At 38.9% G+C, this 20,231-nt stretch carries 21 protein-coding genes; 1 reads left to right on the forward strand and 20 read right to left on the reverse strand.

The genetic code is table 11. The annotated features are described in order from the left end of the window. Positions 1–16: 16 nt before the first annotated feature. The 14 genes from BUC17_RS07280 to BUC17_RS07345 all read right to left on the reverse strand — a co-directional run bounded on the left by BUC17_RS07280 (position 17) and on the right by BUC17_RS07345 (position 11,976). Positions 17–874: a toxin-antitoxin system YwqK family antitoxin gene (locus tag BUC17_RS07280; RefSeq protein WP_073362984.1), complete on the reverse strand. Its 858-nt coding sequence runs from the start codon at positions 872–874 to the stop codon at positions 17–19. Positions 875–1,192: 318 nt separating this feature from the next. Further along, positions 1,193–2,044, reverse strand: a complete 852-nt coding sequence (locus tag BUC17_RS07285; RefSeq protein ID WP_073362986.1) for a hypothetical protein — start codon at positions 2,042–2,044, stop codon at positions 1,193–1,195. Between the two features lie 6 nt (positions 2,045–2,050). Continuing rightward, positions 2,051–2,281: a hypothetical protein gene (locus BUC17_RS07290; RefSeq protein ID WP_073362987.1), complete on the reverse strand. Its 231-nt coding sequence runs from the start codon at positions 2,279–2,281 to the stop codon at positions 2,051–2,053. Between the two features lie 145 nt (positions 2,282–2,426). Beyond that, positions 2,427–3,035, reverse strand: a complete 609-nt coding sequence (locus BUC17_RS07295) for a hypothetical protein (RefSeq protein WP_073362989.1) — start codon at positions 3,033–3,035, stop codon at positions 2,427–2,429. 249 nt (positions 3,036–3,284) lie between these two features. Next, on the reverse strand, positions 3,285–3,809 hold the full coding sequence (locus tag BUC17_RS07300; RefSeq protein ID WP_073362990.1) for a hypothetical protein: 525 nt from the start codon (positions 3,807–3,809) through the stop codon (positions 3,285–3,287). Beyond that, on the reverse strand, positions 3,799–3,999 hold the full coding sequence (locus BUC17_RS07305) for a hypothetical protein (protein WP_073362992.1): 201 nt from the start codon (positions 3,997–3,999) through the stop codon (positions 3,799–3,801). Before BUC17_RS07305 ends, BUC17_RS07300 begins: the two co-directional genes overlap by 11 nt. Before the next feature lie 139 nt (positions 4,000–4,138). After that, positions 4,139–5,521, reverse strand: coding sequence for a tetratricopeptide repeat protein (locus BUC17_RS07310; protein WP_073362994.1), 1,383 nt, complete (start codon positions 5,519–5,521; stop codon positions 4,139–4,141). 267 nt (positions 5,522–5,788) lie between these two features. Further along, on the reverse strand, positions 5,789–6,634 hold the full coding sequence (locus BUC17_RS07315) for a hypothetical protein (protein ID WP_073362995.1): 846 nt from the start codon (positions 6,632–6,634) through the stop codon (positions 5,789–5,791). Positions 6,635–6,852: 218 nt separating this feature from the next. Next, positions 6,853–7,317, reverse strand: coding sequence for a hypothetical protein (locus tag BUC17_RS07320; protein WP_073362997.1), 465 nt, complete (start codon positions 7,315–7,317; stop codon positions 6,853–6,855). 80 nt (positions 7,318–7,397) lie between these two features. Next, complete coding sequence (locus BUC17_RS07325) at positions 7,398–7,973, reverse strand: Crp/Fnr family transcriptional regulator (protein ID WP_073362999.1); 576 nt, start codon at positions 7,971–7,973, stop codon at positions 7,398–7,400. 2 nt (positions 7,974–7,975) lie between these two features. Next, positions 7,976–8,302, reverse strand: coding sequence for a DUF6370 family protein (locus BUC17_RS07330; RefSeq protein WP_073363001.1), 327 nt, complete (start codon positions 8,300–8,302; stop codon positions 7,976–7,978). A gap of 3 nt (positions 8,303–8,305) precedes the next feature. Then, the gene (gene purT, locus BUC17_RS07335) at positions 8,306–9,472 is read right to left on the reverse strand and encodes a formate-dependent phosphoribosylglycinamide formyltransferase (RefSeq protein WP_073363002.1); all 1,167 of its coding nucleotides are present in this window, start codon (positions 9,470–9,472) and stop codon (positions 8,306–8,308) included. Positions 9,473–9,651: 179 nt separating this feature from the next. Next, complete coding sequence (locus tag BUC17_RS07340; protein ID WP_073363004.1) at positions 9,652–10,836, reverse strand: pyridoxal phosphate-dependent aminotransferase; 1,185 nt, start codon at positions 10,834–10,836, stop codon at positions 9,652–9,654. A 45-nt stretch (positions 10,837–10,881) separates the two neighbouring features. Beyond that, positions 10,882–11,976: a fatty acid desaturase family protein gene (locus BUC17_RS07345; protein WP_073363005.1), complete on the reverse strand. Its 1,095-nt coding sequence runs from the start codon at positions 11,974–11,976 to the stop codon at positions 10,882–10,884. A 111-nt stretch (positions 11,977–12,087) separates the two neighbouring features. On the opposite strand from BUC17_RS07345, the gene rsmG reads away from it, so the two are divergent. Next, positions 12,088–12,717, forward strand: a complete 630-nt coding sequence (gene rsmG / locus BUC17_RS07350) for a 16S rRNA (guanine(527)-N(7))-methyltransferase RsmG (protein WP_073363007.1) — start codon at positions 12,088–12,090, stop codon at positions 12,715–12,717. A gap of 32 nt (positions 12,718–12,749) precedes the next feature. On the opposite strand, the gene BUC17_RS07355 is transcribed toward rsmG, so the two are convergent. The 6 genes from BUC17_RS07355 to map all read right to left on the reverse strand — a co-directional run bounded on the left by BUC17_RS07355 (position 12,750) and on the right by map (position 20,228). Further along, on the reverse strand, positions 12,750–15,020 hold the full coding sequence (locus BUC17_RS07355; protein ID WP_073363008.1) for a T9SS type A sorting domain-containing protein: 2,271 nt from the start codon (positions 15,018–15,020) through the stop codon (positions 12,750–12,752). A 106-nt stretch (positions 15,021–15,126) separates the two neighbouring features. Then, entirely contained in the window at positions 15,127–16,755 is a 1,629-nt protein-coding gene (gene pruA / locus BUC17_RS07360) for an L-glutamate gamma-semialdehyde dehydrogenase (RefSeq protein WP_073363010.1), read from the reverse strand. Between the two features lie 128 nt (positions 16,756–16,883). Next, complete coding sequence (gene apaG, locus BUC17_RS07365; RefSeq protein ID WP_073363011.1) at positions 16,884–17,270, reverse strand: Co2+/Mg2+ efflux protein ApaG; 387 nt, start codon at positions 17,268–17,270, stop codon at positions 16,884–16,886. Positions 17,271–17,339: 69 nt separating this feature from the next. Beyond that, positions 17,340–18,587: a type IX secretion system plug protein gene (locus BUC17_RS07370; protein ID WP_073363013.1), complete on the reverse strand. Its 1,248-nt coding sequence runs from the start codon at positions 18,585–18,587 to the stop codon at positions 17,340–17,342. A 52-nt stretch (positions 18,588–18,639) separates the two neighbouring features. Beyond that, on the reverse strand, positions 18,640–19,410 hold the full coding sequence (locus tag BUC17_RS07375) for a class I SAM-dependent methyltransferase (RefSeq protein ID WP_073363180.1): 771 nt from the start codon (positions 19,408–19,410) through the stop codon (positions 18,640–18,642). Then, on the reverse strand, positions 19,410–20,228 hold the full coding sequence (map, locus tag BUC17_RS07380) for a type I methionyl aminopeptidase (RefSeq protein WP_073363014.1): 819 nt from the start codon (positions 20,226–20,228) through the stop codon (positions 19,410–19,412). Before map ends, BUC17_RS07375 begins: the two co-directional genes overlap by 1 nt. Positions 20,229–20,231 lie beyond the last annotated feature (3 nt).

Consider the following 20,231-nt stretch of genomic DNA (forward strand, 5'->3'; position numbering starts at 1 on the left):
TTATAATATTAACTCATTAACGATTTATCAATTTGCCTTTGTCCCAATTTTCCTCTTTATCAATACAACCCTGTTGGGTATAGTACGTCCATTTTCCATCTTTTTTTAAATTAAATTCATTGCCATTGTAGTCTATCTCACTCCCGCAATATTCCCCTTCTGATTCAAGTTGACCATTTACATAGTAGGTATACCATTTTCCAACACGCCCCACTTTATATCTAAAATCACCATATTCTTTGGGTTTATTGTTTTCATGAAATAATACATAGGTTCTTAAAAAATCATTGTCATCAGACGTAAGATCACTGTAGTAGGAAATATTTTTAATTATGTTCTTTTTCAAAAAATTGATTTCAATACTTGTTTCATCATCAATAATCAATAAATAGCTTCCTTTCATAGCTATTGGATCCGTATGAAAGTCTGAATATATTTTATCAATTTCTAATTTTTTGTGTTTTGGTTTATAAATTAAAACTCTTGAAATCAATGAATCTTTATTGAACTCTATATCAATGCCTATGCTTTTCTTTTCTTTTGAAAGAAATAATATGTTGTATTCGGTTAAACCAATTGAAGGTTTTCTTTTAAATCCATATCTGTAATAAACCATTAAAGAATCTTTGTAATAATACATGTCATTATTCCAATTATTCGAGTCAAAGGTACATTGCCTTACAATTCTTTGCTTTTGCTTTTTTTTATCGCATATTGAGTCAAACAATACATACATATTTTCATTATGAGTATAGTTGCTTTTTAATATGTAACTTTTTATTTGGCCATCTTCATAGAAAGAAGTTTGAGTGATTTCTTTATTTTGACCAAATAAAATAGTACTACCAATAAAATAAAAAATAATTAGTCTCATTTGCTTTCTAATTCTTTTAAATATTCCTCTGGACTTTTTTCATTTGCTTCAATTGTAATTCCGGGGCCAGATGTTTGTATTTCAATGTTGATTGTATTTGGATAATTGTAATTTAAAAAATCTGTAACTTTCTTTAGCTCTGCTGGATTATTTGAAATTGACTCACCTCGCTAGCGCAGATTTACAATCCGTGCCCATACATTAGAATTGGCTTTTATAGTACTCTTCAAAAATAGGTAAAACGGCATGTATTTAATTGTAGTTTTTTACTTTTTACTGGGTGGGCACGGATTGTAAATCCGCGCCTTCGGGTTGGGGCTAATAATTGCTCTCAATTAATGGCAATAACTTAAGTGTAATAACTTGATTATTTTCTGTAATTTTTTTGTTGTTGTTTGGTATTGTAAACTCATGCGCAAAAGTTGCGATTTTTAAATATAATTCTTCTAAACTTCCTGCTTTGAATGATGAAAATGTATGCTTTAAATAGGCTTCAAACGATGATTCGTCTATGTGGGTACTTAAAATCATTGTAAGATAGTTTTTCTTATCGACCTTATACTCATGAAGCAATTGTTCGGGAGAGGCGATCAAAACTTTAAAAGGAATTACTTCATCAGGGGTAAAATCTTTTTTGACCTTAAATTGACAATTCGCATATAATTTAATAAACGGCCCTGTATTTACTTCATACTCAAAATTAACTAATTGATATTCTATATTTAACGGATTAGAATTTGACTCAAATAAAAGCCCGTATTCTGCATCCAACGTGTACGATTCATACCCAGTTTTACAGGCTTCAATGTATATAGCACACATCACTTTTAGCTTTGCTAGTAGCTCCAAATCGTTATTCGATGTGAGTTGAATTGAGGCAACATATTCCTTTAATCGTTCGACCCAAGAAACAATTTCTTCTTCTCTCAAATAAAAAACTGTACTTTTTTGCCATCCAAAACTTTTCCTTTTTTTAAACTCTTCCGAAAAAATGTACATAATATTTACTTTTGAAGCGTTTAAAAACTTGAATACTTTATAGCTTTCTTCAATTATTGAAGTATCAAAACTAGATTCTTTTAAATCATCAAAATGCAACCAAAAATGAATATTCCCCTCTTCGATAGTATAATTTTCTGAGGAACTTAAAACATTATAATATAAATTCATATATAATTAATTTGTAGGCAAATCTAAACCAGTGTTTCCATAATTATCTCTAACTTCATATGTATCTCTATTATTATCAACATCATTCCATTTAATTTTGTCTGTTTTCAGTTCTAAATTTGCCGACACATTTCCTTCTCGTTTCTTTTCTGCAAAATTTCTAAATCTTTTATTTTCTTGAATCACATTTTTAATTTTGCCCTCACTTGTAGTATTTACTTCAAGTCCCGCTAGCACGGATGTACTTCGTTTGTTCAGTAAATGCCTCAAGCACAATCTGTGTCCATTCAATATATATACCCGCTAGCGCGGATTGAAAATCCAGGCTATCAGGGTTCGTCGAATTTCATTTCGCGTGGAAGCGAGGGTAAATATTAAGAAGTTAATTGTTATTAACTGAATCCAAATAAATATTTAAAAAAGGTTTTTTGATATAACTCCTCTCAAAAAGAAGTGAGTCCCAAGGTTTTTTTAAATTGTCTACAGTTTCAATATCTTTCACTTTATTTCTATAGCTGTAGTAAATTATTTTTCCTTCTAAATTATAATAACCTTCAAACTCGTTACAAGAATTACAACCTCCATAGCCTGATACTCTAAAACATGTATCCCCTTTAAAACTATAAAAATCTATTTTGTCAATTCTTATATCTACAATTTTAATTTTTTTACCACTACTTGTTATTTGGTAACGATTTGTTTTCGGTATTTTAATTATCTTTTTTTTATTTTTTTTTATAATGTACAGTAATTGTTTCAATCTAGGGGGAGTTCTCAAGTCTTCAACATTTGCATTAAAATTATCATTACTATAAAATGACACAAAATAAAAATTTGTATTACAAGAGTTAATTTTTTTTACAACCTTAAAACTTTTATCTTTTGAAACTTCTAGTTTATTTAACTTAATGCAAGTTTTTTCATTATTTATATAAATATTGATTAAAGTAAATGCAAAGTAAAATGGTATAATCGTTTTTAATATTTTCATTTGGCAATTTCATTAATTAATTTCCCTTGTTCTATTTTTATAGTTGCCCGTTCCACTTTTACACCGCTACAAAGTATTGCCCAACTTAGAATCACTTTTCCATTGTTTCGTAAAGATAGGAATTAGCGATTAGCTTTCAGCGATTAGCCATTCGTCAAACCAGAAGGTTACTTTATTTTGCTTAATACGCTAAAGGAAACTCGTTGAGTCTAGTAGCCTAGAAAATTGTAAAGCAGGTTTATTCTTTATTTAGAACTTTTGAGAACCAGGTTTATTAAAAATTACTCTTTCAATCGGAGGGAAATTCATTTTAGTTGTATCGTTTTCATGTACGACTTGTCCATTTAGCATATACTGAATTATTGTTTCTTGATTTGATTCAATCAGTAAATCTGAATCTAGGGTTTCTAATTTATTGAAGTATATTACTGATTTATAGTCTTTTTTTATTTGATTTAAAGTTCTGTATTTTGACATATCAAAATTGTCAAAAACAAATTGATATAAATACAATCCATCTTTAGTTTCTGAGGACATTTTTATGAGTTTAAATGTATTAAAATTGATCAATTTTAGTTTTAAATCATTCTTTTTTAATAAAAAATTTGACTCAAAAAAATAATTAATCTTAAAGCTACTTAAACAAATACAATTTTTTTCACAAGTATTATATTCGATGGATATTTTCTTAACTTTAAATATATTGTTATTAATTTCACATCCATTTAATGCAAGGCATGTAAAAAAAACAATAAAGATTCCTTTAGTTTTCATCATTATATTTTCTAGTTTTTAAATAACTTTCTTTCGAACTAAGTTTTAGTTTACTTTTTGTTACCTTATTAAACAATTCTATATTTTTCTTTAAAAGATCATAAGCATAATCAAAATCTTCTGGCTTAACTATATCGCTACGAATTCGACCAACCCCACTAGTGCGGATTTTCAATCCGTGCCCATACATTAGAATTGGCTTTTACAGTACGCCTCAAAAATAGGTAAAACGGCATCTGTTTAAATGTGTTTTTTTGCTTCTTATTTGGTGATCACGGATTGCACTCGAGGCCTTTGTCCAATATGCTCTAAATCCAAGTTGTTGGGATTTATTTTATGTCAATCAAATTAACGCCATAGTTATCCTTCAAAAGCTGAACAATTTTTAAAGGAATGCTCAACGTCGTGTTAATAATGCCTGCGGTTTTATCAAAATCGATGGTAACTTCTACTTGCGTTAGGTTAGCATTTTCAACAACTTTTAAATTCCAAAATTCATCTATTCCTTTATTATCTCCAGACTTCCAATTTTTTGCAAATCCCGAGTAGTCTTCTACAAGTAAATAATACCCCAATAACAAAAAGTTGACTTTCAACTTATTCTCCGCTGTGGCATCTGTGGCATTATAGGCCTTTTTTGCGTAATCGATTAGGGGAGCATAATTTTTAGACTTCAATAACGTAAGTATTTTGATATAATTTGGGTTGAAAGTGTTGGGATTTTGTTCCATTCGCTTGTCTAGGTAAAACAATCCCTTTTTATAATCATTGCAAAAAAATAATGAGGTATATAATCCATCAAGCACAATTGCTTCATTTTTACTGTCGCATGCCATAAATTTATTGCTACTTTGAATGACTTGGTCATACAGTTTGTGATCAAACTCATATTGCAAAATTTTAATGTAGTATTCACTGTTACAGGGGTCTAGTTTGACGATTCTCTTGAAGTCCTCGTAAGCTTCATGTGTCTTGTCGACTAATTCAAAAAGAATGGATCGGTTGATAATGTGTTCAAGTTTATATTCATTTTTTATGATGTTGTTTACAATGACAATAGCCTCTTCATAGCGTTTAAGATGTGCATAAAGGCTGAATAAATAGGACAATAGCATCACGTTATCCGGTTGGATTTTAAGGCTATTTTGCAAGGCGGTTATGGCGCGGTCTTCATTCTTTATAGTAAAAAAAATGCGCGCCAAATCAATAGTAGCTTCTATGTCTTTTGGATGATCTCTCACATATTCCTGATACAAGCGTATGGCTTCTTCATGCTGGTTGTTCAAAAAGTATTTTTGAGCCAATCGCACCTTGACAAGTGCTGATTTCGTTTTGTCCAAATGATCTTTCAATACCTCAATGGCCGTGGCTTTATCCTTTAAACAGTCTGAAAGATCAGAGAAAAAAATTGCCGTTGAATCGGTAAACTTTTTATCCATTAAAATCACCTTATTTAAGTATCGGAAGGAATTTGAACAATCCGATTTTAAATACAACACCTTAGATTTTAAAATTAAGTAGTTTCTGTTCAAACTATCGCTCTGTATGGCACGATCTAATAATGTATTAGCTTCTTCCAAATTACTCCCTTTTTCAATTAATTGGATTGCCTCTTTGTAATAAAGATCACTTTCTTTTTGTGAAAAAATAAAGTTAGGAATGAATAAAATGAAGAAAAAAAGTTTAATCCATTTGTTTTCTAAGAGTATCATAAGCCGATTTAACTTATTTAGGGGTTTATTTAATTATCGTATTTATAAATGGCAACTCAATTTATAAATGTGGATTTCATGTTGCTTTAATGTTGGCCTCTGGTTTCTTTTTACCGCTAGTGCGGATCTATAATCCGTGCCAATACTCTGAAATTGATCGATGAATTCATTATAAAAATATAAAACTACATCGAATAGAATATATTTTTTGCTTGTTACTTTGTGAGCACGGATTGTAAATTCGCGCTATCGGGTATTTTAGAAAACTTATTTTTTAAATTCATTTGCTTTTAATAATAGGTTTTTTTGATCTAAAAAACTTATCTTTTTTATATTATTGTAGTCTTTCCAATATCTGTTATCATTTTCAAGAATTTTTGTCCCCATTAAATTCAACTCCTGTAATCTATTAAGATTTTCAAGCAAGGGTTTTAATTCTTTAATTTCTCCATTCTTCATTAAAGTTAATTTTTCTAAATTGGGAAACAGCTTTGGAATTAAATTTATATCAATTTTTTTACAACTCTCAATATACAATTCTCTCACGCTGTCATTTACCTTAACATTTATATCAAATATTAAGTCTTTGTTAGCAATTAAAAAGACATTAGTTAACTTTTTGAACAGATTTATACCGTTGAGGCTTATAATTTTTGATTGAACAAATCGTAAGTCTTCCAGATTATATAACCCTAAAAACTCATCAATATTTTTGTTAGGATATGCCCAAAGACTTAATTCTTTTAGTTTAATCAATGAAGAATAATTAGAACAATTTTTAACATGCTCATATCTCAAAATTTCTAGATTAGGAAACCTAGCAAAATCGTATGGAATTTCAGAATATTGATCATCTAGTTCAATTAGATTCTCATTAGATTTTAGATTTTCTATATTGAATCTATGGCTTCCATTTCCATTTAACAAAACTTTTTTAAAACATATATCCTCAATATTTTCAAAAAAATCTTTTTTATTGTCATAATTTATATAATTACTAAAATTTATTATTAATGTTGCTTCAACATTTGATTTAAAATAATCTTGTAATTCCTTAATGCATTCAGGAAAAAAATAAACTCTTTTTTTCTCTTCATTTGCAAAATGTAACATCGTATTATAATTTTATTTATGATTTTGGTTTTATTTCTTTTCCTCCCGCTAGCGCGGATTTTCAATCCATCCCAATTCATTAAAGTTGGCTTTTACAGTACTCTTCAAAAATAGGTAAAACTACATCTGTTTGGATGTAGATTTTTGCTTGTTACTTTGTGAGCACGGATTGAAAATCCGCGCTAACAGGGTGTTTACATTGAAATTGAAACAATATCTTATGGCGTAAATATCTCTTTAATCTCAATGATTTTATCGTTTTCGATAGTTAACAAAAACAACCTGTTTTTAAAATCATTTTTTAAATTATCAAATGTTTTTATTTGATTTTCATTTATAGATTCATTCAAACCAACCAACTCGATTTTCACTTTGTTAGATACTTCCAACTTTCTAATTTTAGTATTTTCATTTACAATATAAAAATCACCTGGTATATCGTATTCTTTTCTACCATTTATCATAAACACATCTGCATCTCCATTCTTTTTTGCAGCTTCAATTGCTTTTTCACCAGTTAAGTATTGTACATAGTCAGCTTCTATATAATGCTTGTTATTTTCTACATAAACACTTGATATTAAACAGTAATTTTGTTCTTGTTTAATTATTATTTCTTTTTGGCAACTGTTTAAGGACATTAAGGATATCCAAATAAAACTTAGTATATTAATAATCTTCATTTTTTATTTAGCAATTCATCCATCTATTAAAATTTCTCTAAATATCCCTCGCTGCACATCCCGAGTGTTTTTTTATTATATCACTTCCGCAACATCTTCCCCTTCATCTTACTAAAAAATTCGGGGGTAACCCCAATGTACGAAGCAATTTGCTTTTGAGGCACACGCTGAATCAAGGAAGGGTAGCGTTTGCAAAATTTTTCAAAACGCTCTTCGGCACTGCGGCTCATGTTGTCCCGTAAACGCTCTTGATGGGCGACCAACGAATTTTCAGCCAGTAGGCGAAAATACCGTTCCAGTTGGGGCAGTTGTTGATAAAGAAGTTCTTGCTGCGCCTTGGGTAATACAATGACCTCGGTGTCTTCTAGCGTTTCGATAAACAAATCGCCTGGCTTCCCCGAAAACAAACTGTACATGTCGCTAATCCACCAACCCTCACACGCAAAATGGAGAATGTGCTCCACAATATTGTCGTTGATGTAAAAACTCCGCACCAAACCCGACGTGATGAAATAGGTTTCTGTACACACCCTCCCCGCATGCTGCAGCACCGATTTGGCTTTGTACCGTCGGGTTTCAGTATGGGCCAAAAACAACGCCGCCTCTTCGGGAGAGAGGCGAACATGTTGTGCGATATGTTCGGTAAGTAAGTACACCTTTATTTTTTCAACGGAAGTAATTTAAAATAGGTCACCACAAACCTGTTGCCTTTGATTTCACCAATGACTTCCGCTTGACGGATGGCCGAACAAAATCCGTCCTCCGCATGGGCATCACCATGATCGTCAAGTTTGGTTCCCTCTACAAAATAGGATTGGCCATCAATCCGCACTGCCAAATCACAGCCTTTTTTATCTTTCATTCCAAATTGGCATTGCCCACAGGAGACTTCGACCCGCTGTGTTTTGGGTTGCGCTTTGGGTTCTTGCGCTTGTGCCGCGAAGGATATAATAAACAAGCAAAAAGTAAATAGGATAGTTTTCATAACTTACGGGTTTACAGTAATCATTTGCGCCGTTTCTTGCGCGCGTTCAACAAGTTGCTCAATCGGTGTTGCTAAAACATCGTGGGTCAACACTACGCCCATTCTGCGGTAGGGTCGCGAAGTAGGTTTTCCAAAAATACGAAAATCAGTTTTAGGCAAACCCGCCACGGTTGCAATACCAGAGTAGGTAGGATTTTCAGAGTTGGCTGTCGCTAAAACTACCGCACTAGCCCCAGCTCTTTCTTGGGTGATTTCAAAAATAGGCAAACCCAACACCGCCCGTAAATGCAATTCAAATTCGTTGAAATTTTGTGTGCCCGCCAACGTCACCATGCCCGTATCATGCGGGCGCGGGGAAAGTTCAGAGAAATAGACGCCTTCATCGGTCAAGAAGAATTCAACGCCAAACAATCCTGCCCCACCCAAGGCTTCGGTAACTTTTCGCGCCATATCTTGGGCTTCGGCCAAGTCGCGGTCGGAAACGCGGGCCGGTTGCCAACTCTCTTGATAGTCGCCGCGTTCTTGACGGTGACCAATAGGCGCACAGAATAATGTGGGATTGTTATGCTGTGTAACAGTGAGTAAGGTAATCTCCGAATGGAAGTTCACAAAGGCTTCGACAATCACTTCGACTACATCGCCACGCGAACCTTCTACAGCGTAGGCCCAGGCTTTGGTAATATCCTCGGATGATTTTATCGTAGATTGGCCTTTGCCCGACGAACTCATTAAAGGTTTCACCACAGACGGAATACCTACTTCGGCAACGGCTTGTTCCAATTCGGCAGCGGAGGTCGCATAGCGGTAGTGAGCCGTTCGTAGTCCTAGGTCTTTAGCCGCCAAGTCGCGAATGGCTTTACGGTTCATAGTAAAGTTGGCCGCTTTGGCCGAGGGAACTACCGTTATGCCTTGCGCTTCATAATCGTAAAACCGCTCGGTGCGAATGGCTTCGATTTCGGGAACGATTAAATCAGGCTGGTGTTTGGCAACGATTGCGTCAAGGGCGGCGCCGTCGAGCATGTTGATGACTTCAAAACCGTGGGCGACTTGCATTGCGGGTGCATTTTCGTAGCTATCGACCGCAATCACGGTTTGTCCGATACGTTGGGCGGCGATGACAAATTCTTTTCCGAGTTCACCGGAACCTAAAAGTAAAATCTTTTTTTTCATGCAGTAGATGTTGTTACGGTAGGCGAAACATGCCTTTCAGGTTGCGTTAGGGGGTGTACTGGAAAGCCCGGATGCTGGAGTTTACGGAGGCAACGGACTTGCAAGGGAACACCCGACCTGAAAGGGAACGCCCAAAAAATAAAATAAAAAAAGCCCCAAGTTTCCTTGAGGCGATGGGTTTATGCTAGGGCTTCTTTGATGCGGCGTAAGGCTTCGGTAAGTACCTCTTCGCTGGTGGCGTAGGAGAAACGGATGCAGTTGGGGTTGCCAAAAGCGTCGCCGGTTACCGTGGCTACATTGGCTTCGGAAAGCAAATACATCGAGAAATCATCGGCGTTTTGAATCAATTTTCCGCGTAAGGTTTTTCCAAAAAACGACGACACATCGGGGAACACATAGAAAGCGCCTTCGGGAACGTTGATTTTCATGCCTGGGATATCTTGAATCAATCCGACTACCAAATCACGACGGCGTTGGAATGCGGCCACCATGTCATTTAACACACTCGGATCGGCATCGACGGCAGTTATGGTAGCCCGTTGCGCGATAGAGTTGGCACCACTGGTCACCTGCCCTTGCATTTTGGTACACGCTTTGGCAATGACTTCGGGGGCACCGATATAGCCAATACGCCAGCCGGTCATCGCAAAAGCTTTGGCCACTCCATTGACGGTTATCGTGCGGTCAAACATCCCCGGAATCGATGCAATACTGCAGAAAGTTCCCGAAAAGTTGATATGTTCATAGATTTCATCCGAAACGACGTAAAGGTTGTCGTGTTGAAGAATGATTTCCGATAGCGCGGTCAATTCTTCACGGCTATACACTGAACCGCTGGGGTTGCAGGGCGAACTGTACCAAATCATTTTGGTTTTGGGCGTGATGGCGTGTGCCAATTGCTCGGGTGTAATTTTGAAATCGCTTTCTACGCTGGTTGGAACTTCCACAGGAATACCGCCTGCTATTTTAATGATTTCAGCATAGGAAACCCAATACGGCGCTGGAAGAATAACTTCGTCACCCGGATTGATCATCACCTGGGCAATGTTGTACAACGACTGCTTGGCCCCTGTAGAAACCACAATTTGCGCTGGAGTATAGGTGAGGTTATTGTCACGCTTGAACTTACGGCAAATGGCTTCTTTGAGTTCGAGATACCCATCGACAGGCGAGTAGGTGCTGTAATTTTCATCAATGGCTTTTTTGGCAGCCGCTTTGATAAAATCGGGCGTATTAAAATCGGGTTCGCCCAAACTTAAACTGATGATGTCTTTTCCTTGGGCTTTCAATTCGCGTGCCAAGGCGGCCATCGCTAGGGTTTGGGATGTAGTCAGACTGTTGATACGGTCGGATAACGGATTCATAGGGGTGTTGTGTTTTGAGATTTCGGGCAAAGATAGTCCTAAAATTTATGCCAATTGGGGTTTTTTACCCAATTCCTTCAAGTGACTAAAATGCGAAATCACGGCCTCCCGCATGGTTTTGAACTCATAATAAGGGAGATTGCATTCTTTGGCCGTTTGTTTTACGATTTCTGCAATTTTGTCGTAATGAATGTGACTAATATTAGGAAAAATGTGATGCTCAATTTGGTGATTTAAACCGCCTGTGTAATAATTCACCAACCAGTTTTTGGGGGCGAAATTAGCCGTAGTATACAATTGGTGAATGGCCCAAGTATTTTCGATTTCTCCATTTTCATTGGGAACGGGGTTGTGGGTTTCATGTACCACGTGCGCCAATTGGAATACAATACTCAAAATAAGACCTGCGGTATAATGCATTACGGCGAACCCTAAGATTACTTTCCACCAAGTAATTCCCATCACCATAGGGGTTACTAACCAGATAGAGAAATAAATCACTTTGGTAATGATAAGGGTAGTCCATTGGAAGGTAGGACTTTTAAAATCGCCATACGACAGTTTACGGGCTAAGTAGCGTTTCATTTGCAAAAAGTCGGTGGTAATGGCCCAGTTGAACGTGAGTAATCCATATAAAAAGATGGAATACACATGTTGAAACTTGTGGTGTTTGTACCATTTGGCTTCGCGTGTAAAGCGCAAAATACGTCCCGCTTCTAGGTCCTCATCATGGCCTAAAATATTGGTATACGTATGGTGTAAAACATTGTGTTGCACTTGCCAATTGTACACATTCCCTGCCAAAATATAAATACTGCCGCCCATAATTTTGTTCACCCAAGATTTGGTCGAATACGAGCCGTGATTCCCGTCGTGCATGACGTTCATGCCCACACCAGCCATCCCGATACCGGTGATGATGTTGAGCAAAAGATACATCCAAAAAGGCATATCCATGGCCAATACAAAAAAGTAAGGCACGAGAAAGATTGAAAACATTACAATCGTTTTCAGGTGCAATTTCCAGTTTCCAGTGCGGCTGAGGTTGTTGTCTTTGAAGTAATCGTTTACGCGCTTGTTGAGCGTTCTGAAGAATTTTAATTGATCATTTTTGGAGAAGATAGGACTTCCTGCTTCCATGTATTCTAAATTTTAAATATTGCCTCAAATTTAAGTAATATAATTTTTTCAAACCTGACATTGCTCATATTTTATTCACGATTTAACGTAACTTTGTCCAAAATTCAATGCATGGAAGAAATTTGGAAGCAATTTCCTAACCTTACTGAAAATCAACGCAATCAATTCACACAATTGCAGGCCCTTTACACGGAGTGGAATGCTAAAATCAACGTAATTTCACGAAAAGATATTGACGAGTTGTACACCCGACATGTCTTGCATTCGCTGGGAATTGCCAAGGTGATGGAATTTCAACCGGGCGCTTCGGTCATGGATGTAGGGACAGGAGGTGGGTTTCCGGGAATTCCGTTGGCCATTCTTTTTCCCGATACGCAATTTTACTTGATTGATGTGATTGGTAAAAAAATAAAAGTGGTGCAAGAAGTAGCTGCCGCCTTGGGGTTGACCAATGTGAAAGCCGCCCAAATGCGCGCGGAGAATGTGCAAGAAGAATTTGATTTCATTGTGAGCCGTGCCGTTACCAACATGCCCGATTTTGTAAAATGGGTACGCGGCAAAGTAAAAAAGCAATCCAAACACCCGCTCGACAATGGAATCCTTTATTTAAAAGGCGGGGATTTAACCGAGGAATTGGCGGTATTTCAACGCACCGTACTGTATGATTTAGCAGACTATTTTGAAGACCCGTTTTTTGAAACCAAAAAAGTAGTATACCTTCCGTTGAAGTATAAAACCTAAAAAAAGTCCCTCTGTAAAAGGGACTTTTTTGGTTATGATTTCATCAGTTTAAAGGTTTTTTTCCCCGATTCATTCGACAACTTCAGCAGATAGGCGCCAGTAGAAAGATCTATCGGAATACGTATCAACCCCGAAAAAGGGGCCAACGTAGCTTTCCAAATGGTTTTCCCGGTCATATCGGTAAGCTGCAAGGTCGAGGCCACAACTTCTGCGGGAGCATAGAGTTCCAAGGCACTCCCCATCGGATTTTTTACCTGAAGTTGTGCAATCGCAACGGAGTTTAATCCCAATTGTCCTTGTACAATTTCGTTGTACGCAAAAAGTTGATTAGTCGGTGTTAAGGTGACGTGGTTTTCATTCACATTGGGCACATGGTAGTTGACAAAAGGGGTGACCGTGTTGGTTGTTATCGGACTATACCAATTGGGATTCGACACGGCCAAGGCGCTTAAGGTGGGAATAAAATCAAAAAATTGAATCTCCAAATTATCCATAAACTCCGTAATTAAGGTGTTGCCTGGCGCTCCCGTAGCCAATCCCGACATGTCAAAACGACCCCCAGGCGCCGAATCCAATCCAGCCGTGGTAGCAGGATAACGGCAGTTGGCCAAGCTTTCCAACAGGGTGACCCATCCAAACAAGATAAAGGTCTGTCCACGGAAACGGCTCACTTGGTTGGTTTGTCCCGCAGCCGGCGTAAAGCGTAGGTTGATAATGGCCCGTTGGGAGCTACTTTGGTTAAACGTATGATCCATAACGACCATATCGGGGGTACCTGTCATCGTTCCATTACCTGCCCCGTTGGCGATGGCTACGTTGCGCACCGTAGTGGGGAATCCCATCGTGTTGAGTTCGTTTTGAAAGGCATCCCGAAAGTTGGGCGCTCCCGTTGGCAATAAAGCATTGGTTGCGGTCATAAACTCAAAAGCACTTCCTGCTTGCAAGTGACCCTCCAAATGGTCAATCAACATCTGACGTGCAGCGGGACTCTTCAACATCCCATTGACAATAGCCTGCATGGAGGTGTCGCCCAAAGGACCAAACGCCATATAGTTGAACAAATGTTGAAAGCCAATTGGGACATTGGCGCCTAAATGGGGCGAGTCAAACGAAATGTACAAACGGGTGTCGTGACTTAAGCTATTCATTTCCATATACCGCAGCGCGTAACGTGAAATCAGTCCTCCCATACTGGGTCCGATCACTACATTTTGCTCGTTTCCAACTTTCTGCGCATTGATTTGCTGCAAGAGTTCGACCAATACAAAGGCATTGCGCTGGATAAAGTCCACACCGCCATCAACCGTTGTTGTGCTATTTGGACGGACATAATTGGGGAAGTTGAGCACAATGACATCAAACCCTAAGGCGCGTAAATCATCGGCCATATTTTGTCCCACACCATACGTCAATTGATTGTAAATAGCGGTTGTATTTCGGGTGTCGCCGGGGTCAAAACCATCCACAAGAATAATGGGTTTGTCCAAAATACCATTGGTGGTGTCCAAGAAAAGTTCGTATTCCCCACGACCTGCAAAAGGAGCAGTTTCGCCAAATCCTTGGTACGTAAGGGTCGAATTTATCGTATTAACCACGTTGGGAACAACCGTAAAACCATTGCTTTTCCCGTATACTTGTCCTTCTGTAGTAAAGTTAAAACGGCTCTGGGACTGACTTCCATCGGTAAATTGAAGGGCGACTGCTACCGTATGTTGCCCGCTTTGGGGAAAGGCAATCGGTAGTTTTTGTCCTTTTTGAAGGGAATACGTACTGCCGTTTTCCAACGTAAGTACGAGCGAGGAAAGCGTTTTGGAAGTGCTAAACACCAATTGTTCGGGGAGGGTGAAGGTTACGGCATTAGTGCGCGAAGAAGCCATAATTGGCGCTACCCCAGTAAAATGGTGTTGTTGCAAATAGTGGGCATTTCCTTTGGCCAACCATAGCCCTTGGCTGTTTTTTTGCAAGTTGGCATATTGGCTTTGTGGGATAGATTCAAAATCGGTATCCAAAAGGGCAAGAGGAATTTCTTGCTGAGCAATTCCGAGCGCTCTTTGGGTTTCCCACACTGAAAGATCGGGTAAGCGATGGTCAAAATCTGCCCGTTGGAGTTCGCTGTAGATTTGTTTAAAAAGTGAGGTGTTGAGGGTGCTGGGTGCTTGTTCTTTGATGTTTGAATGGCACCATACCCGGTCGATGAGGATATGGGTTTGGGTATCCGATTTCAAAAGATCATAAGTAGCATCTTGCGCCTGTAGGGTTATCCCCCATAAGCCCAAAACGAATACGCGTATTGTTTGATTCATGTGTTAGGATTTTGATTTTCGAATGTACAAAAAATTCAGAATCAAGCGAATAAAAAAATCCGATTCTTAGGTAGAACCGGATTTGTATTCGATAAGCGTTAAAAACCTATTCGCCCAAAAACGGATAACGATAGTTTGCTGGTGTAACAAAGGTTTCTTTAATGGTGCGCGGCGAAACCCAACGCAATAAATTTTGCATCGATCCCGCTTTATCATTGGTTCCAGAAGCTCGTGCTCCACCAAACGGTTGCATGCCCACAACTGCTCCTGTGGGTTTGTCGTTGATGTAGAAGTTCCCTGCACTATTTTCTAACGCTTGAGTGGCTTCTACAATGGCGTAACGATCTTGGCTAAAAACAGCACCCGTTAAGGCATATTCCGATGTTTGATCGATTAGCGTTAAGGTATCTTTCCAATCGGCATCTTCATATACATACACCGTTAATACGGGACCGAACAACTCCGTTTCCATCGTTTTATACTTGGGATTGGTTGTCAAAATCACCGTGGGCTGGATAAAGTACCCCACCGATTTGTCATAATTTCCACCAAATAAAATTTCGGCATCCGCATCTTGTTTGGCTTGCTCGATGTAAGAAACGAGTTTGTCAAACGACCCTTCGTGAATGACGGCAGTGACAAAGTTGGAGAAATCTTCAGGTGACCCCATTTTTATGGAAGCCAATTCTTTGCCCATTTCATCTTTAATTGCGGGCCATAAGGATTTTGGGAAATATGCACGGGAAGCCGCACTACATTTTTGTCCCTGAAATTCAAAAGCACCACGAATGGTATTGGCCACCACTTGTTTTACATCGGCTGAAGGATGGGCCAAAACAAAGTCCTTACCACCTGTTTCTCCCACAATACGAGGGTAGGTTTTGTAGGTGTGGATATTTTCACCAATTTTTTTCCAAATTTCTTTGAAGACAAAGGTTGAGCCCGTGTAGTGTACGCCAGCAAAATCAGGGTGTTTCAAAACAATATCGGTGATCATCACGGGGTCGCCAAAAATCACGTTGATTACCCCATCGGGGACTCCTGCTTCTTGGAAAACATCAATGATTACTTTGGCCGAAAACACTTGACTGTCGCTGGGTTTCCAAACTACGGTATTCCCCATTAAGGCGGCACTCGCAGGAAGATTGGCGGCGATGGCTGTAAAATTAAACGGTGTAATCGCGTACACAAATCCCTCTAGTGGTCGGTATTCTACACGGTTCCAAATGTCGGATACCGAGGCAGGTTGGTCGCTATAGATTTGCGTCATAAAGGCTACATTATAGCGCAAAAAGTCAATTAACTCACAGGCTGCATCAATTTCGGCTTGAAAAATCGTTTTGGATTGTGCAATCATCGTCGCTGCATTGATGCGTGCACGGTAGGGACCTGCAATCAATTCGGCAGCTTTTAAAAAGATGGCCGCGCGGTGCTCCCAAGGCATGTTGGCCCATTTTTTTCGCGCTTCCAAAGCGGCATCTATCGCTTGTGTAACATGGGTAGCTTCACCCAAATGGTAGGTACCTACAATATGTTTGTGGTCATGTGGAGCGCTCATGGTGCGGGTATTTCCGGTGCGAACTTCTTGACTGCCAATGTGCATAGGCACATCAATCGTTTCATTCCACATTTTTTGGTATGCGGCAAGCACAGCTGCTTTTTCAGGGGAATTGGGAGTGTATGCTTTTACGGGTTCGTTAACCGCTTTGGGGACATTAAAAAATCCTTTAGGCATGGTGTTGTGTTTAAAAATTGAACAATAGAAAAAAAATAGGGGTACTTTTTACGAATGCGTTACCCTTTCGCAAAAATACAAAGGTTTTGGTGATAATTAAGGAATCGGGAAATAAACTTAAGACGGGTTTAATTCAAAGCATAAGGGGCGTTTAAGCGGAACCCTGGAACAATAACTCGAAAGTTCTTAGTGGTCGTAAAATTGACCATGGTAAACCAACCCCGCATGGCTCCGTGGGGCGAGGAAAGTAAGCATCCCGAAGAATAGGTGTGGGTTTCCCCCGGTTTTAATACGGGTTTTTTACCAATAACGCCCTCGCCATCGACCGTTTCTAAGTCGTTGAGGGAATCAAAAATTTCCCAATGACGGGACAACAATTGTACCGAGTCTTTACTGTGATTTTCAATGGTAATTTCATACGAAAAGGCATAGTGCAGCTTGTAATTTTTGAAGTACGTACCTTCAAAATTTGTGCTGACTGAAATCTTTATGCCTTTGGTGATTTGGGTAACCATAACCTCGTTTTAGTGACGTAAAGTTAAAAAAAATATGTAATAGTCAACGAATTACCTGTTAAAGTATCATTAATTGATAATGTCGACCGAAGAGGCAATTCCTTTTCCAATGACCCGATCATAGCGTTGGTTGTTTTCCCGGTAATAGACCAAAACCATGTAGTCATTTTCGGTTTCAAAGAAATTCCCATCGAGCGCATTTTCTTCATCGATAATACCACGACTGTCTGCAATAGTGTAGCTATAGTTGGTAAAACCTTGCTTGATCATCACGGCCTTCTCGTATATTTTTTTCTTTTCATTGTACTCCATTTTGTACTCGTCGTTGAGGGCAAAATTGTTGAACATTCCCGTAATGTAAATGTTCTTATTGGCAAAGAAGGCAGGCGCCGACAACGAAAAATACACCCAAGCATAATCCGCTTCTATCTCTGAATTGGCTGCATTAACATTGTTGACCATGAAGTTTCCGTTTTTGTCAGGCCAAAAAGTGTAGGGTTTGTTGCCTCGCGCTTCATTGGTGTATAAATAGCAATTGTATAAACCGCCGTTGGTATCAATTCGAGCGATAGAGTTATTGGCCGCTTGAATAATTTTGTTTTCTAAAAACAAATATTCGTTGCCTCCCCAAAATTGAGTCTCCGCATCGTACTTGTAAATCAAATCATTCCCCACTGTAAACATGGGACGGATATTCGTTTTTGCATTATTGAATTTGCCGTTTTGAAGCAGCATTACTTTGACATTTTGCAACGGACTCTGGAAGGTAATCGAACCCGAACGAACGGCAAAATCAAGGTTGTGTTTGTGCGGAGCATCTTCATTACGGCGGGCGCGTTTTACTTGAACGGGTACCGAAACTAGATTTTCATACAATACAAATTTGCGCGAAAAAACCACTTCACGGTCTTCGTTCAAAATACTAATCATGTAGTTGCCGCTTACCTTAATTTGGGTAAACTTGTTGGGAAATCCGATGCGGTAGTGCGAATAGATTTGCAAACAATTGAGCGAGTTGGTGTACTCGATAATGCGTTGGTCGTTGAAACCATTCAGATATTCGTTGATGGTGAGTTGTGAAGGTTTCCAATCGTAATCACAATGCGTGATGCGATAATAGTAGTTGTCTTCCGAGCCGTGTAAATCGTCGAATTGCAATTGAAATTCGTCGCCCAACTGAAAGACGGGGACTTTATTCAGCCCATTTTGGATAAAAGAAACCGTTTTGATGTAATAGGGTGGAAGTACTTCTTTCTCTTGCGTCCAGCCCCAACAAAAACAAAGGTGTAATCCGAACAGCCAAAATAGATTGCGCATATTTCTTGGTTTAGTTTCGTAAAGATACTAAACTCGCGAAAACAATGCCAAATTATTTAAAACAAACCGGAATGATCTCTCCCGGTGCTAAACAATAGCGTTCTACTTCTTCGGGCGTTAGTTTTTCGGTATAACGCTCTTCAACTACAGTAAATCCAATGCGGCGAAGTTGGTCAAAATAATCCCGGCCATACACGCGCACATGGTCGTATTGACCAAATATTTTTGCCCGTTCTTTAGGGTCTGTAATGCTGTCATCCGAAAAGGTAGTGGCCCTATTGAGGTCCTGCGGAATTTGAAAAATCCCCATCCCGCCCGGTTTTAACACGCGATACAATTCTTGCATGGCTTTGGTATCATCCGGAATATGTTCCAACACATGGTTACAAAAGATGATATCGTACGTATTATCGTCAAAAGGTAAGTTGCAAATATCCGCTTTGATGTCGGCGAGTGGCGACAGTAAGTCGGTGGTGGTATAATCAATATTGGCTTGTTTTTTAAAACGCTTGTAAAACTCTTGTTCGGGCGCAAAATGCAATACGCGCTTTTTTTCTGTTGCGGTAAAAAAATCGGTTTCCCGTTGCAAATACAACCACAACAAACGATGACGCTCCAGCGATAAGGTGCTCGGCGAAAGGACATTGTTGCGTTGTGACCCATAGCCGTAGGGTAAAAATAGGCGAAAGCTCTTGCCATCAATGGGGTCGGTAAAACGATTTCCGCTCAATACGAAGGCCAAAATCGGGCGCACCACGATACTCAACCGAATTAACAAGGGGCGAGGTATGGTGTTGAGTATAAACTTGAATGTTTTTTTGATCATACTACCAAACGGGTTTTACGGAATTCATCCTCCTCATTACTTTCAATGCCCAAGGCTTGATAGACGTATTGAAAGGTAGAAAGCAATTCGGGTTTTCCATCAATTAAGGCGACATTATGTTCAAAATGCGCACTCGGTTTTCCGTCGGCGGTCAAAATCGTCCAACCGTCTTTCAATTGCTTGATGTTTTTTGTCCCCATATTGATCATCGGCTCAATAGCCACCACCATGCCTTCCACAAACAATTTTCCGCGACCGCGTTTACCGTAATTTGGCATTTCGGGTTCTTCGTGCATTTTTCGTCCCAAACCATGGCCCACCAACTCACGAACCACACCATACCCGTGACTTTCACAGTATTTCTGAATGGCATTTCCTACATCTTCTACACGATTGCCCGCACGAAATTCACGAATGCCTACATACAAACTTTCCTTGGTTACTTGCAGCAATTTTTTGACTTCAGGCGCTACTTCACCAATTTCAAAACTATAGGCATGATCGCCGTAAAATCCATTTTTAAGCACCCCACAGTCTACCGAAATCACATCGCCCTCTTCCAAGGGTTTGTTGCTCGGAATCCCATGAACCACTTGGGCATTCGGACTCACGCACAGGGTGTTTGGAAAACCATACATGCCCAAAAATCCGGGTTCAGCTCCATGATCACGGATAAATTCTTCGGCGAGTTTGTCCAACTGTAAGGTGGTCACCCCAGGTTGAATGACTTTGGCTATTTCCCCTAAGGTTTTGGAAACCAGCAATGCACTTTCGCGCATGATTTCGATTTCTTCACGGGTTTTGGGTTGAATCATAAC

The organism is Flavobacterium fontis (assembly GCF_900129405.1).
In the GTDB taxonomy this organism is placed as follows: Bacteria; Bacteroidota; Bacteroidia; order Flavobacteriales; family Flavobacteriaceae; genus Flavobacterium; species Flavobacterium fontis.

Bases quoted from the DNA above. Each gene is read 5' to 3' on its own strand.
- BUC17_RS07315 (WP_073362995.1), bottom strand. From the start codon at position 6,634: ATGTTACATTTTGCAAATGAAGAGAAAAAAAGAGTTTATTTTTTTCCT.
- BUC17_RS07320 (WP_073362997.1), bottom strand. From the start codon at position 7,317: ATGAAGATTATTAATATACTAAGTTTTATTTGGATATCCTTAATGTCC.
- BUC17_RS07330 (WP_073363001.1), bottom strand. From the start codon at position 8,302: ATGAAAACTATCCTATTTACTTTTTGCTTGTTTATTATATCCTTCGCG.
- BUC17_RS07300 (WP_073362990.1), bottom strand. From the start codon at position 3,809: ATGAAAACTAAAGGAATCTTTATTGTTTTTTTTACATGCCTTGCATTA.
- purT (WP_073363002.1), bottom strand. From the start codon at position 9,472: ATGAAAAAAAAGATTTTACTTTTAGGTTCCGGTGAACTCGGAAAAGAA.
- BUC17_RS07370 (WP_073363013.1), bottom strand. From the start codon at position 18,587: ATGCGCAATCTATTTTGGCTGTTCGGATTACACCTTTGTTTTTGTTGG.
- BUC17_RS07295 (WP_073362989.1), bottom strand. From the start codon at position 3,035: ATGAAAATATTAAAAACGATTATACCATTTTACTTTGCATTTACTTTA.
- map (WP_073363014.1), bottom strand. From the start codon at position 20,228: ATGATTCAACCCAAAACCCGTGAAGAAATCGAAATCATGCGCGAAAGT.
- BUC17_RS07310 (WP_073362994.1), bottom strand. From the start codon at position 5,521: ATGATACTCTTAGAAAACAAATGGATTAAACTTTTTTTCTTCATTTTA.
- BUC17_RS07355 (WP_073363008.1), bottom strand. From the start codon at position 15,020: ATGAATCAAACAATACGCGTATTCGTTTTGGGCTTATGGGGGATAACC.
- rsmG (WP_073363007.1), top strand. From the start codon at position 12,088: ATGGAAGAAATTTGGAAGCAATTTCCTAACCTTACTGAAAATCAACGC.
- BUC17_RS07285 (WP_073362986.1), bottom strand. From the start codon at position 2,044: ATGAATTTATATTATAATGTTTTAAGTTCCTCAGAAAATTATACTATC.
- BUC17_RS07305 (WP_073362992.1), bottom strand. From the start codon at position 3,999: ATGTATGGGCACGGATTGAAAATCCGCACTAGTGGGGTTGGTCGAATT.
- BUC17_RS07340 (WP_073363004.1), bottom strand. From the start codon at position 10,836: ATGAATCCGTTATCCGACCGTATCAACAGTCTGACTACATCCCAAACC.
- BUC17_RS07345 (WP_073363005.1), bottom strand. From the start codon at position 11,976: ATGGAAGCAGGAAGTCCTATCTTCTCCAAAAATGATCAATTAAAATTC.
- apaG (WP_073363011.1), bottom strand. From the start codon at position 17,270: ATGGTTACCCAAATCACCAAAGGCATAAAGATTTCAGTCAGCACAAAT.
- pruA (WP_073363010.1), bottom strand. From the start codon at position 16,755: ATGCCTAAAGGATTTTTTAATGTCCCCAAAGCGGTTAACGAACCCGTA.
- BUC17_RS07280 (WP_073362984.1), bottom strand. From the start codon at position 874: ATGAGACTAATTATTTTTTATTTTATTGGTAGTACTATTTTATTTGGT.